Source organism: Mycobacterium sp. DL (assembly GCF_039729195.1).
In the GTDB taxonomy this organism is placed as follows: domain Bacteria; phylum Actinomycetota; class Actinomycetes; order Mycobacteriales; family Mycobacteriaceae; genus Mycobacterium; species Mycobacterium hippocampi_A.
This window is the reverse complement of the sequence record NZ_CP155796.1, coordinates 2993069-3006516: the sequence shown is the minus strand read 5'-3', so window position 1 is coordinate 3006516 and position 13448 is coordinate 2993069. Positions and strand designations below refer to the sequence as shown.

Sequence of the window (13448 nt, the reverse complement as noted above, 5' to 3'; positions counted from 1 at the left end):
GTGCGCAGAATCCGGGTCATCGGCCATCGCTTGTCATACTGGTCCCTTTTCTGGACGGGATCAAGACTTCTGGCGTGTGGCTTTCCGGCCGCGCCGACGCACCCGCGAAGAACCTCGCGGCGGCCGCAGCGGTGACGAAGCCGGCGAGCGCGGCCCACCCCGAGGGTCCACTCAGCCCGAACTTCGCCATCAGCACCAGCGCGACACCGGCGGTGCAGATCAGCGCGCCGGCGGCAGTGGCGCGGGCGCCGGTGGCCCCGACCGGTGCGTCCCACCAGGGCAGCGGGCGGTGCTCCAGAGGCGAGAGAGCCTGGAACAGCACTGCCATCACCACGGCGAACACCACGGCCCGCAGCGCCAGCAGGGCCCAGAAGTCGGCGGCGTTCACGTCGTAGGCGTCCAGACCGAGTGCGTGCAGGCTGAATGCTGCGATCGCGATGGCCGGGATGTGCCAGAGGTACAGCGTCATCGCTCCCCCGTTGCCGATCGCGACGACGCGCCACACGCGAGGGCGTTCGGCCCAGCGTCGGATCGCGCCGGCGAACAGCACGAAGACACACGACATCCACGTGCAGTGCAACGCCAGCACCAGCGTGGGCGGGGCGGTATTGGAGAACTGCTCGACCCCGGTGACGACGAGCGACGTTTCGTAGGGCCCGGCTGCGACGAGCGCGACCTGGGCGGCGAACGCCGCCACCGCGACCGCGAATGCGACCCGGGTGGTGATCAGATGACGCGCGTAGGCCACGCCGATGGCGACGGGGATGAGCCAGACGATCACGAAGTTGGCGACGCCGGCCGCGGGCGTGCCCGCAGCGGCCCGGATCCCGTCCATTGCGCCGGCGGCTACCAGCAGCGCCGCCAGCATGACCGCGACGGCGCGGCCGGTGGTGACGCGTGTCAGGGCAGGAACGAAGGCCAGCACCACGAGGTAGACGCCGAGGAACCACAGCAGCGCCACGCTCTCGGCACCCAGGTCGGCCGCCGACTCGGCGCCCAGCGTGAACCGGACGACCAGCAGGCCCACCGACCACGCTGCGAGATACCAGAACACGGGCCGGCACAATCGCTGCGCGCGGGCGAACAGCCAGGATCCCCAGGGCGTCCCGGCGTGGTAGCCGTAAGCCCCCGCGGCACCTCCGGCGAGGAAGAACAACGGCATCACCTGCACGATCCAGGTGACCGGAGCGACGGCGGGCACCTCGCCGATCAGGTTCCCGATGCGGACACCATTGCTGTCGATGGTGGCCAGCAGCAACGCGCAGTGGCCGAACATCACGATCACGAGTGCGGCGAGGCGCACGACGTCGACGGCGCGGTCGCGTCCCGGCGGGGTTATAGCCATGCCGCCAGCATGCCCCGTCCCGGGTCGGCACGGATGAGTAGAACTACCACATTCGCCGGGGCCGTTCGGTCAGGGCAGGGCGCTGAAGAGAGTCGACAACACCGGTGGAAGCGGTGGCGGCAGGATGTTCTGGGGAGCGCCCGCCAACGGCTGGGCAGGGACCACGGCCGGCTGAGCCGGTGAGGCGATCGGCGGGGCCGCCGCAGGCAGAACAGGAACCGCGATCGGCGGCACGGGCACCGCGATCGGCGGCACGGCAGCCGGTAGATGCGGTATCTCGACACTGACCGGAATGGCCTCCGACTCGGTCGAGTCGAGCTGGATCTCGGTGACGACTTCGGGTACCGACACGGTCTGCGGCTGCGCCGTTGTCGTGTCCGGTCGCCAGACCGCGATCTGCTCGGGCGCGTCGGCCGGGGTCGGGGCGGCGGCGGGGGCCGCGACCGGCGTGGCGGCCGGTGGTGCGGGCACGGCGGACGGCACCGCGGCGGGTGCCGGACCCACCGCCGGCGCCGACGGTGGCGCGGCGGCCTCGGCGGAGGTGATCGCGGGCGTCTCCGCGGGCGACGGGGCCAGCAGCGCGATCAAGCCGATCCCGAGCACCGCGGCCGCACCTCCGGCCGCAGCGACCCGCATCGGCACGTGTGAGGCCAGGCGCTGGAAAACGTTCCTGCTCTCGTCGGCGTTGACGGCCGAACGCGCCGCACCGTAGGCGAGCGTGAGGTGGGGGGCGAGGTGACGTGCCGTCTTGTTGCGGCCTTCGCGGGCCGCCTCCTGCGTGACGGTCTCCACGGTCTCGAACCCGAACAGCCGCAGTTTGGTCCTCAGCCGGACACCGTGGTGGCGTGCGTCGTCGCTCCACGTGAGCCGAACACCCTCGATATCGTGCTCGGTTTGCACGTCAAAGGCTTGAACGCTGCGCGCCGCCGCCCTGGCAATCTCCTGAAGCGAGTCGAGCGCGACCACCTCGTCGGCCAAGATCTTGCCGTTGACGGTGTCGACGAGCACCCAGACCGCGCTCGAGGCGGTGAGGGACATACCAAGTACCAGACGCATAGCTACTCCCAGACGACGACTGCCGGTGTTTGCTCTGTATCGGCAGGTCTCCGTGAGATGTTACGCACGTCACAGAGCGATTTCGGCCCTGTGTCCCAAACATGGGAATAGCTGGCGAGTGGGGCTCAGCCCTGCGAGCTCGTCAGCGCCTCGTTGAGCGTCTTGCTGGGGCGCATCACCGAGGTGGTCTTCTCACGGTCCGGGTAGTAGTAGCCCCCGATGTCGGCGGGCTTGCCCTGGGCCTCGTTGAGCTCGGTGACGATGGTGTCCTCGTTGTCGGCGAGCGCCTTGGCGAGCGGGGCGAAGTGTTCGGCCAGCTCTTTGTTCTCGGTCTGTTCTGCCAGTTCCTGCGCCCAGTACAGCGCCAGGTAGAACTGGCTGCCCCGGTTGTCGAGCTCTCCGGTCTTCCGCGATGGGTTCTTGTTGTTGTCCAACAGCTTTCCGGTCGCAGCGTCCAGCGTCTTGGCGAGCAGGGTGGCCTTCTCGTTGTCGAACTTGTTGCCCAGATCCTCGAGGCTCGCGCCGAGAGCGAGGAACTCCCCGAGCGAGTCCCACCGCAGGTGGTTCTCCTCCTGCAGCTGGTGAACGTGCTTGGGCGCCGACCCCCCGGCCCCGGTCTCGTAGAGCCCGCCGCCGGCCATCAGCGGCACGATGGACAGCATCTTGGCGCTGGTGCCCAACTCCAGAATCGGGAACAGGTCGGTGAGGTAGTCGCGCAGGATGTTGCCGGTCGCGGCGATGGTGTCCTCGCCCCGCATCACCCGCTCGATCGTGTACCGCATCGCCCACACCTGCGGCATGATCTGAATCGTCAGGCCCTCGGTGTCGTGGTCCTTGAGGTAGGTCTTGACCTTCTTGCGCAGCTCGGCCTCGTGCGGCCGCTCGGTGTCGAGCCAGAACACCACCGGCATGCCCGACAGGCGGGCCCGGGTGACGGCCAGCTTGACCCAGTCCCGGATCGGGGCGTCCTTGACGACGGGCATCCGCCAGATGTCGCCCTCTTCGACGTTCTGCGTCAGCAGCACCTCGTCGGTGTCGACGTCGACGATGTTGGCCACACCCGCTTCGGGGATCTCGAAGGTCTTGTCGTGGGAGCCGTACTCCTCGGCCTTCTGCGCCATCAGTCCGACGTTGGGCACGGTGCCCATCGTCGTCGGGTCGAACTGGCCGTGGGTCTTACAGAAGTTGATGATCTCCTGGTAGATGCGGGAGAACGTGGACTCGGGGTTGACGGCCTTGGTGTCCTTGGTGCGGCCGTCGGCGCCGTACATCTTGCCGCCGAGGCGGATCATCGCGGGCATGGAGGCGTCGACGATGACGTCGCTGGGTGAATGGAAATTCGAGATGCCGCGCGCGGAGTCCACCATGGCCAGTTCAGGCCGGTGCTCGTGGCAGGCGTGCAGGTCGCGGATGATCTCTTCGCGCTGCGAGGCCGGCAGCGTTTCGATCTTGTCGTACAGATCCGACAACCCGTTGTTGACGTTGACGCCGAGTTCGTCGAAGAGCGTCTGATGTTTGGCGAACGCATCCTTGTAGAAGATCTTGACCGCGTGCCCGAACACGATGGGGTGCGACACCTTCATCATCGTCGCTTTGACGTGCAGCGAGAACATCACGCCCGTCTTGTAGGCGTCTTCCATCTCTTCTTCGTAGAACTCGCAGAGCGCCTTCTTGCTCATGAACATGCTGTCGATGACGTCGCCGTCGTCCAGCTTCACCTCGGGCTTGAGCACGAGCGTCTGGCCGCTGTCGGTCTCCAGCACCATCTTCACCGTGCGTGCCTTGTCCAGCGTCATCGACTTCTCGCCGTGGTAGAAGTCGCCGTGCTTCATAGTCGCGACGTGAGTGCGCGACGCCTGGGACCAGGGACTCATGCTGTGCGGGTGCTTGCGGGCGTACTCTTTGACCGCCTTGGGCGCGCGGCGATCTGAATTGCCTTCGCGCAGAACAGGGTTGACAGCGCTGCCCAGGATCTTGGAGTAGCGCTCCTTGACGGCCTTCTCCTCGTCGTTCTTGGGCTCGCCGGGATAGTCCGGCAGGTCGTAGCCCTTGCCCTTGAGCTCTTTGATGGCGGCCAGGAGCTGCGGCACCGACGCGCTGATGTTGGGCAGCTTGATGATGTTCGTGTCCGGCTGCTGCGTCAGCTCACCCAGTACGGAGAGGTTGTCGGGGACCCTCTGTTCTTCTGTCAGGCGGTCGCTGAACTCTGCCAGGATGCGCGCCGCGACCGAGATGTCGCTGGTCTTCACGTCGATACCGGCGGCATCGGCGAACGTCCGGAGGATGGGCAGGAAGCCGTAGGTCGCAAGCAACGGCGCCTCATCGGTCAGCGTGTAGATGATGGTCGGCTGCTCGGCGCTCATGTCTGGTTCTCCCGCGTCAGTTTCGGTCATGTTCGAAGGCGTGTCGCGTCAGTATCGCGCTCCCCGCACCTTCAGGCGCAGCCTACCCAACTACCTGACGCCGTCGAGGGGTCAGTGGGTCACGCTCGTCGCGGCGATGCTCTCAGCCGTCGGCGGGCCTGCGGACCGGCGGGCGCCGAGTCGCGCCCCACAGGCCGACACCGATCCCGACCACGGCGCCGCCGAGGCCGATGATCTGCTGAGGCCGGGTCAAGCCGTCGTGGACCCGCGATCCGCCGAGCAGGTCTGCAGCGTCGGCGCCACCGGAGGCCAGGAACCAGCCGCGGGTGTCCTTGCCGCGCAAGGCCGCCGCGGTGAGCAAGCCACCGATGAGAGCATCGCGGTATCCCATCGAATGCAGCAGGAGATGGCCTGACGGTGACGGTTCCCGCGAATCGCCCCAGAGTTTGTTCGCGCGCAACGGATCGACGAGAAACGACACGCCCGAGGCAAGACGGATACTGCCCGCAACGAGTGCGGCACGGTCGATCGGCATGAATGCCAGCCTAGATTTCCGCGGGCTCCAGAGGGTCGGAATCGGTTGATGTGCACCTGCTCGACACGACGTCAGTCGTTCGGTGTGATGACGGCCCGCCCCTGGATCCTGCCGTCGTGCAGCAGCTCGTAGGCGTGTGCCGCGTCATCGAGGGTGAAGTGCTCGACCAGCATCTTGATCTTTCCGGCTCGGGCGAGGCTGATCACCTCGATCAGCTCGGGAATGGTGCCCCAGAAGGGCGCTGCGACGGAGCACTCCTGGGCGGGGTTGTGGAAGTTCACCGGGAGTGCGGCGTCGCCGAGGCCGACGATGGTGAGGTGACCGAGCACCCGTGAGACCGCTGCCGCCATGCTGAGTGTCGGATGGACACCCACCAGGTCGAGGACCAGCTCGGCGCCCTGCCCTGCGGTGATGTCCTTGATGCGCGTCACGGCGTCGTCGCCGGAGATCAGTGCCTCGTCGGCGCCCATCGTCGTGGCAATCTTCAGCTTGTCAGGCGACGCATCCACCGCCACAACGGTTGTCGCCGAGTTGAGCGCTTTGAGCATCTGAATTGCCATCTGCCCCAGACCGCCTGCGCCGATGACGACCGCGGTGGAGCCGGGTCCCAGTAGATGTGCTGAGCGCTTCACCGCGTGATAGCTGGTGAGCCCGGCGTCGGTGAGCGGCGCCGCCTCACGTGGGTCCAGGTCACCGAGCGGGATCAGGTAGCGGGTGGCCGGGACGAGGAGAAATTCGGCCATTCCACCATCGGTGCCACCGAGTCCGCCCGGGCTGGGCTTCCCGGGCGTCTGGCAATAGTTCTCCATGCCCTGGCGGCAGTTCATGCACAGCCCGCACCCCCACGGGCCGTAGACGACCACCGGGTCGCCGGGCGCGAAGCCCGTCGCTCCAGGGCCCAGCGTCTCCACCCAGCCGGCGTTCTCATGGCCGAGCGTGAACGGCAGCGTCATCGACGTCGAGCCTGCCGGAGCCTCCAGCAGGTGAAGATCCGAATGGCAGGCGCCGGCACCGCCCACCTTGACCAGGACCTCCCCGGGGCCCGGTTCGGGTACCGGCACGTCGCGCAATTGCCCCGGCCGCTGCCATTCGACGAACTGAAATGCCTTGATGGCGCGCCTCAATCCGTGATCTGGTCGAACTCGATCTCGAGGTGCAGCGGACCGCGGAACACCTGGTTCACCCGGTACGGCGGCGGGTCGACGACCAGGCGCGGGTTCTCGACCCGCCGCAGGAAGGTCTCCAACGCGATGTTGACCTCCAAACGAGCCAGGGGACCGCCCACACAACTGTGAACTCCCCGCCCCCAGCCCACGTGCTGGTTGTCCGGTCGCCGGATGTCGAACTTGTCGGGTTCGGGGAACCGCTTCGGGTCGCGGTTGGCCGCGCCGTAGAGCAGGTGCACCGCCGACCCGGCCGGGATGACGGTTCCTCCGACCTCGATGTCGGCGGTCACGCTGCGGCTGGGGAAGAACTGCACGGCCGACTGCAACCGCAGCACTTCTTCGATCGCCTTGGGGATCAGTTCCGGTTTGTCATGGAGCAGGTCGATCGATTCGGGATGGCGGAGCAGCGTCAGCACGCAGTGCGCGATGGTGTTGACCGTGGAGTCGTGGCCTGCGATCAGCAGCAGCATCGCGTTGGCCGCAGCCTCCTGCGGTGTCATCGGCCCGTCCGGGCCGTCCTTGTCGTTGACCAACTTGGACAGCACGTTGTCCTGCGGTTCGGTGAGGAATCCCTGGATCAGGTCGGCCATGTACGCGGTCAGCGCGGCGGTGCTCTGCTGCCCCTTCTGCTTGCGGGCCTGCCCTTCCTCGGTGGCGGCGTCCGGGCCCATGTCGGCACCGGCCATGAAGTCGAAGATCCAGCCGTGGAAAGTGGGTTCGTCTTTGAGTGGTACCCCCAGAATCTGACAGATCACGGCGACGGGAACTGGATAGGCATAGTCGTCGACGACGTCAAACGTGGTGCCGCCCTGGGCTTTTATCCTGCTCAGCGAGTCGTCGCAGAGCGTCTGGATGCCTGCCGCCATGTTGGGGATGACGTCAGGCGAATGTGGTGGTGCGAAGTGCCGCATCACCTGGCGGCGTTGCCTGTCGTGCTTGGCGGGGTCGGACACGATCAGACTCGCTTCGCGGCCGTAGGCCTGCATGTGTTCGGCCCCGACATCGGGTGCGGTGTCGCCGGCGGGCTGGGCCGAGATGGGACTTGGCGAGATGTCGGAGCTGACGTGTGGGTCGTGCGCGAGTTGCAGCAGCTCGCGGTAGCCGCTGACGACGTAGACCCTGTCGGACACCTGGACGACCGGGGTCTTGCGGAGTTCGTCGAAGAAGCGGTAGGGATCGTGGCGGTTCTCGTAGCGCATCGCCTCGGTCCAGGCGGTTTCTGCGGTGGTCATCGGCGCTCTTTCCTCGGGTGCGGCTGGCTAGCGGCTCTTGGCGCGGAACTCGGCGCCTCGGGATGTCGGGTCGTGGCCGGTGAGTACCACGTCGGGGATTCCGGTGGGGGCACGCGGATCGCCGAAACGTGCGGACATCACTTCCGAGTTCGCGGGTACGTCGTAGCCGGGCGGCGGGGGCGGGAACGGCGCCGACTTTTCGATGAGCCTGGCGTAGTACTCCAGCCACTTGCCGTGGTTGAAGGTGATCGCGCCGACGATGCGGCCGTTCTTGCCGAAGGCCGCGGCGAAGCGCAGGTCCTCGACCGAGCCCTGGGTGAAGACGATCTCGTCGCCGAAGGAGCAGACGCCGACGCCTTTGATGTTGACGCCGAACTGACCGGACCAGAACTGCGGCAACGGCAGGTGCGGACGCCGGCCTTTCTCGAGGTGGACCATGTTGTGCGCCGCGGTCTGGGCGCCCAACACCGCGGCGTCGACGTGCTCGATCGCCATGAACTGGTACTCGTAGAGCACATGCGGCGCGCGGGCGATGTCGCCGGCGACGAAGATGTTGTCGGTGACCACGCCGTTGATGTCGAAGGCCCGGCACCCGGCATCACAGGCCACTCCCCAGAAACCCGAGGCCAGTTCAGCGCCTTCGAGCCATTCGATGTTGCGGACCGACCCCAGCGATGCCACCACCACATCGACATCGAGGGTGGTGCCGTCGGAGAGCTTGGCGCGCCGGACATGTCCGTCGGCGTCGCCCTCGAGAGCTTCGACGGCGACACCGGTGCGCAGGTCGACCCCGGCGTCGCGCTGCATCTTGGCCGCGATGTCGCCGATGACCCCGCCGAGCGGACCGACGAGGGGCGCACTGGAGCGCTCGGCGACGGTGACGTCGAGTCCGAGATCGCGGCAGACCGAGGCCATTTCAGAGCCGATGAAACCCGCGCCGACGATCAGCACCCGTTTCGGGCGGGCCCTGAACGCTTCCTGGATCTTCGCGGCGTCATCACTGGTGCGCAGCGTGAAAAGGCCCTTCAGCTTGGCCTCTTCGGGGTTGAACCACGCGCGGGACCGGACACCGGTCGCGATCAGCAGCCGGTCGTAGGGCACCTTGTCGCCGTTGGCCAGCAACACTTCCCGGTTGTCACGATCGAGTCCGGTGGCTGCCACTCCCAGTCGCCAGTCGGCGTCGACCGCCCGCAGCCGAGGCAACTTGGTGTTACCGGCGGGCACCCACCCTTTGAGCACCTGCTTGGACAGCGGCGGACGGTCGTACGGCTCGTGGACCTCGTCGCCGATGATGGTCAGCGAACCGGCGAAACCCTCATCCCGCAACGCCTCTGCGGCACGCAGACCGGCCAGCGAAGCGCCGACGATCACGATCCGACCTTCGGCCTTGAACGCGCGGACGATCTCGTCGATCATCGGGTAGGTCGTCACTTCGTCGTCCTGTCCGACGGCGGGTCCATCTCGGCGATGATGGCCTGCACCGGGCAGGACGCGACGGCACGCGCCACCTGTTGCCGCTGCGAGTCGTCGGGGTTGGGGTCGTAGGCGAGGGCCTCCTCGCCGTTGAGCTGGAGCACCTCCGGCGCGAGCGGCACGCACTGGGCGTAACCCAGACAGCGGTTGAGATCGACGACGATACGCATGCTGATCCGGCTCCTTGTCAACCGACGCTGAGGGCTGGTCAGCGCGAAACCCGATTCGGGAGGAGCCTTACGCTACGGTAAATGCGGCCCGTTGGCCCGACTATCGACGGACCTTCGCAGGCTTCTGAATTCCGGGTGAACCCGGTGCGAAATCGGCTGATCGGTCACTGAATCGGGGGAAAAGTCCAGCATGGTCGATCGGCTTCGGATTCTGCCCGCCGCCCCGCGCCGCGATCGACTCGAGAGGGGACCACGATCCCGGTGACCGGCGTGATAGCAGCGCGTCTCGAAAAGGCGGACCCCGGCTTCGTCCGGACCCGGCGCGGTGTACGAGCGGTGTTCGCCACCGTCTTCGCGTGGGCCACGATGGTCACGGTCATGGCGGCGTTCGATGTCGACGAGCGGCTGCGAATCACGCTGTTCGCCGCCGGTGCCGCGTTCGAAGGAGCCCTGCTGGCGCCCGACCCGCAACCCAGGGATCGACTGCGCACCATCGGCTGGGCGGCGATCGTCTGTGCCGTCGCGGTTGTCGCCACAGTGCACCTGACCCTGCTGGCACCCTTGCTCGCCGCGGGACTGCTTGTGCTGCTGATGTTTTTGTCGTTCGCACTTCGATCCTGGAATCTGCGGGTGGCGAGTCTGGCCCTGATCGGTGCGATCACGGTGTACATCACCGGCGGCGGGCACATCACGACGGATCGGCTCGGGTGGTTCGCCGTCTCCGCCGCCGTCGGCTTCGGGTGGCTCGCTCTCTGGGAACACCTGATCCTGCCCGACGATCCGATTGGCTCGCTACAACTTTCGATTCAGGCGTTCGCGCGACGCAGCGCGGACACGGTCGCCGGTGTCGTCGATCTGACCGACGCTGCCCGGGACGGCACACCGTCACCTGGAAAGATGTTACGCGCCCGCCTCGAACAGGTGCGGAACTGCCGCAGCGCCATCGAGCGGCAGATACCCGGCGCGGTCGTCCACGGCCTCAGCGAAGTCGACGCGCAGCAGTTGAAGGTGGCGGTGCACTCGGCACACAAGGCGCTCGAAGACATGATCACCCTTGTCGACCAACCAGATTGGATGCGATCTCTACCCGAGGCGTTTGCCGGATCGATCATCACCAGCCTGGAGGCGCTGGTGGTTGCGCTGCGCGGCGACCTCGACGACGAGTCCAGAGACATCGCCGCCCAGGAGGCGCAGACACTGCGCGGTCATATCCATGACGCATTGGCGCAGACCGAGGAAACCGGCGCCGCCCCCTTCGAACCCACCACGCTCCTGGCGGCGGCGACACTCCTCGGCGACGGGGAAACGGTCGCCGAATCGATCACGCGGACAATGGCATTGGCGTCTAGCCTAGCCAAGAACGGTGGTCGTCCGCAGGCGAAATCGGCCGATGCGACACCGGCAGCACCAGATGCCCACGCCGTCCGACGCCACCTGTCCCCCACCATGGCGCTTGCGATCCAAGGAGTCGTGGCAGCGGTGGCCGCCGGCGGGGTTGCTGCCCTGGTAGGCAACGATCAGCGCCTGGTGGTGGCGTGGACGGCCTTCGTCATCATCGCCGGTTCCGCAGGGATGTCGACACGGCGGGCGATGGTGCGGATACCGGCGACCGTCCTGGGGGCGGTCAGCGGTGTGCTGATCGCTGCGACCGTCCCGGAAACGGTTGGCTGGACCGTCGCCGTTGTCGCTGTGGGTGTCTTCTTCACGATCGTCACCGCGCCCGTCTCATACCCGGCAATGGTGTTCTGGATGGGCATCGCGTTCGTTCCACTGTTCGCGACCGAAGGCCGCTACCTCGACCTTGTCATCGACAAAGGGGTAGCGGCGCTCATCGGCGGGTGCGTGGCCGCGGTCGTGGCGCTCACTGTCGCGCCGATACGCGCGTCTCACGAAGTTCGCCCCGCCGTCGTCGAGTACCTCAGCGCACTCGATGCCGCGCTCGCCTCACACCTTCCCGGTGACGACCACGGCACAGCCCCGGCCGAAGCGCGACTTGATTCCACCCATACCGCTCTGACCGCGGAGGCCGCCGCTGCTGCGAGCGAGATCAACGTCTTCTCTCAGCCCGAGAATGTCGCCAACGACGTGGCCGACCGCGTGAGTGCCGTGCACGACGCCTACCTGCGACTGTCACCGCTGCTGTCCGCCCCGTCGCGGTTGCTGCACGGCTGGTCGGACGAACAGGTTCTCAGGGGCCTTCGGCGACTCCGCGCAGCCATCGAGCGCACGCAGTCGACCGCCCGCGGGGAAGCGGTGGGCACCCCGGAGTCACCCGAGCGAAACGGTCCGGCCGCGAGGGCGGCGGAAAGCCTGGGTTTGTCTGACTCGGTTCGTCGGGTGGAGAACCTGCACGCCCGATTGACCGACCTCGCATCGGTACTCGACTCACCTGGGTCTTCGCCCGCGACCCCTTCGGGCGTGCGCTCCCGCATCAGCTGAAATCTTTGGATTGCAACCACTTCGGGTGCGGGTGTTCGCCACCGACGTTTCGGATCGAGTCGAGCGGGGTAAACAGCCGTGTTGGTTCAGTTCCGAGCCGAGGTCATCAGCACAGCGGACTACGGATAAAAGAGGTGGACCTATGTCCAAACCAGCATCAGATTACTCGGATGTGACGGAAATGATCCGTCATCTCCGATCCCTGAACGAAGAATCCGCAGCATACCGGCGTCAGCGCGACGCCGTCATCGAGCGTTGCCTGCCACTTGCCGACCACATCGCGCGACGGTACGGCGGCCGGGGTGAGCCGTTTGACGACCTCGTCCAGGCTGCGCGGGTGGGACTGGTCAACGCCGTCAACCGCTTCGACACCGACAACGGCGCCGACTTCCTGTCCTTCGCAGTGCCCACCATGATGGGCGAGGTGCGCCGCCACTTCCGCGACCACGGCTGGGCCGTCAAGGTGCCGCGCCGCGTCAAAGAGCTTCAACCGCAACTGATCAGGGCCCGCGCGGAGTTGTCGCAGACGCTCAGCCGAGCGCCGAACGCGACGGAGATCGCCGAACACCTCGGCGTCGACCGGCAACTCGTCGTCGAGGCCACCATCGGCGGCGGCAACTATTCGACTGTCTCCACCGACCGATTCGTCGGCACCGGCGACGACGACAGGCCGTTCGGCGACACCCACGGCGATATCGATCGCAACCTCGACAAAGTGCTCGACGTCGAAACGGTGCGCCCGCTGATCGCCGCGCTTCCGGAGCGTCAGCGAACGGTGCTGACCCTGCGGTTCTTCGAGAACATGACGCAGACGCAGATCGCCCAGAACGTCGGTTGCTCGCAGATGCACGTGTCGCGCCTGCTGGCCAAGGCACTCGAAACGCTGCGCAGCCATGCCAGCGAACCGGAGTACGCGGTCACCGCCTAGGTCGCGGCGGCTATGTCGATCCCGTGACATCGACATGGCGAAGATTGCCCCATGCGTCGCACGCGCCACTAAGGTGCAGTCCGTGGGCAGAAACGTGTTAGCCAACGGCCGTGGCCGCTGGCTGGCGGTCGTGGTTTCGCTCGTTGTCTCAGGCGCGATGCTGCACGCCCAGGGTGCCGAGCCGGCACGCGTCGCCGACACGCCCGCAGAGGCGCCCGTGAGTCAGGATCCGGTGCCTGCCGGGACGCCGAATGCGGCCACGCCCTCGCAGGCCGAACTGCTGGCGGCGAGTGCGCCCGTGGATGCCCGGGTGTTCGACCTGGCGCTGCCCGAAGGCGTCGCGCCGGAGTCGGGTCTGCAGGTCAGGACAATCTGGGCGGCGCGGGCGATCAGCATGATGTTTCCCGAGATCACCACTATCGGTGGCTACCGGCAAGACGCCTTGCGATGGCACCCCAACGGTTTGGCGATCGACGTGATGATCCCGAACTACGGCACCGAAGAAGGAATCGAGCTGGGCAACCAGATCGCCGGTTTGGCGCTGGCCAATGCGCGGCGCTGGGGTGTACTCCACGTGATCTGGCGCCAGGGCTACTACCCCGGTATCGGCGCGCCGAGTTGGACGGCCGACTACGGCTCGGAGACCCTCAACCACTTCGACCACGTGCACATCGCCACCAACGGCGGCGGATACCCGACCGGCAGCGAAAAGTACTACATCGGGTCGATGCAGCCCTAGGG

The 13448-nt window shown here is 66.8% G+C and carries 11 protein-coding genes; 3 read left to right on the top strand and 8 right to left on the bottom strand.

The features are described 5' to 3' along the window. Positions 1-16: 16 nt before the first annotated feature. The 8 genes from ABDC78_RS14390 to ABDC78_RS14355 all read right to left on the bottom strand — a co-directional run bounded on the left by ABDC78_RS14390 (position 17) and on the right by ABDC78_RS14355 (position 9340). Entirely contained in the window at positions 17-1345 is a 1329-nt protein-coding gene (locus tag ABDC78_RS14390) for an acyltransferase (RefSeq protein WP_178357349.1), read from the bottom strand. Positions 1346-1414: 69 nt separating this feature from the next. Next, positions 1415-2401: a hypothetical protein gene (locus ABDC78_RS14385; RefSeq protein WP_178357350.1), complete on the bottom strand. Its 987-nt coding sequence runs from the start codon at positions 2399-2401 to the stop codon at positions 1415-1417. Positions 2402-2526: 125 nt separating this feature from the next. Then, positions 2527-4764 (bottom strand): NADP-dependent isocitrate dehydrogenase, encoded by a 2238-nt coding sequence (locus ABDC78_RS14380; RefSeq protein ID WP_178357351.1) that lies wholly within the window; start codon positions 4762-4764, stop codon positions 2527-2529. A gap of 142 nt (positions 4765-4906) precedes the next feature. Then, positions 4907-5299, bottom strand: a complete 393-nt coding sequence (locus ABDC78_RS14375; protein WP_178357352.1) for a DUF4267 domain-containing protein — start codon at positions 5297-5299, stop codon at positions 4907-4909. 71 nt (positions 5300-5370) lie between these two features. Continuing rightward, positions 5371-6411 carry an NAD(P)-dependent alcohol dehydrogenase gene (locus ABDC78_RS14370; RefSeq protein WP_178357394.1) on the bottom strand — a complete coding sequence of 347 codons (1041 nt, stop codon included), beginning with the start codon at positions 6409-6411 and terminating at the stop codon, positions 5371-5373. Positions 6412-6419: 8 nt separating this feature from the next. Next, complete coding sequence (locus ABDC78_RS14365) at positions 6420-7697, bottom strand: cytochrome P450 (protein WP_178357353.1); 1278 nt, start codon at positions 7695-7697, stop codon at positions 6420-6422. A 27-nt stretch (positions 7698-7724) separates the two neighbouring features. Beyond that, positions 7725-9113, bottom strand: a complete 1389-nt coding sequence (locus ABDC78_RS14360; RefSeq protein WP_178357395.1) for an FAD-dependent oxidoreductase — start codon at positions 9111-9113, stop codon at positions 7725-7727. An 11-nt stretch (positions 9114-9124) separates the two neighbouring features. Beyond that, positions 9125-9340: a ferredoxin gene (locus ABDC78_RS14355; RefSeq protein WP_178357354.1), complete on the bottom strand. Its 216-nt coding sequence runs from the start codon at positions 9338-9340 to the stop codon at positions 9125-9127. 270 nt (positions 9341-9610) lie between these two features. Here ABDC78_RS14355 and ABDC78_RS14350 point away from each other — a divergent pair, with 270 nt between their 5' ends. The 3 genes from ABDC78_RS14350 to ABDC78_RS14340 all read left to right on the top strand — a co-directional run bounded on the left by ABDC78_RS14350 (position 9611) and on the right by ABDC78_RS14340 (position 13446). Next, positions 9611-11779 carry an FUSC family protein gene (locus ABDC78_RS14350; RefSeq protein ID WP_178357355.1) on the top strand — a complete coding sequence of 723 codons (2169 nt, stop codon included), beginning with the start codon at positions 9611-9613 and terminating at the stop codon, positions 11777-11779. A 142-nt stretch (positions 11780-11921) separates the two neighbouring features. Next, positions 11922-12707 (top strand): SigB/SigF/SigG family RNA polymerase sigma factor, encoded by a 786-nt coding sequence (locus ABDC78_RS14345; RefSeq protein ID WP_178357356.1) that lies wholly within the window; start codon positions 11922-11924, stop codon positions 12705-12707. A gap of 34 nt (positions 12708-12741) precedes the next feature. Continuing rightward, positions 12742-13446, top strand: coding sequence for a glycoside hydrolase (locus tag ABDC78_RS14340; protein WP_218620309.1), 705 nt, complete (start codon positions 12742-12744; stop codon positions 13444-13446). The last annotated feature ends 2 nt before the right edge of the window (positions 13447-13448 follow it).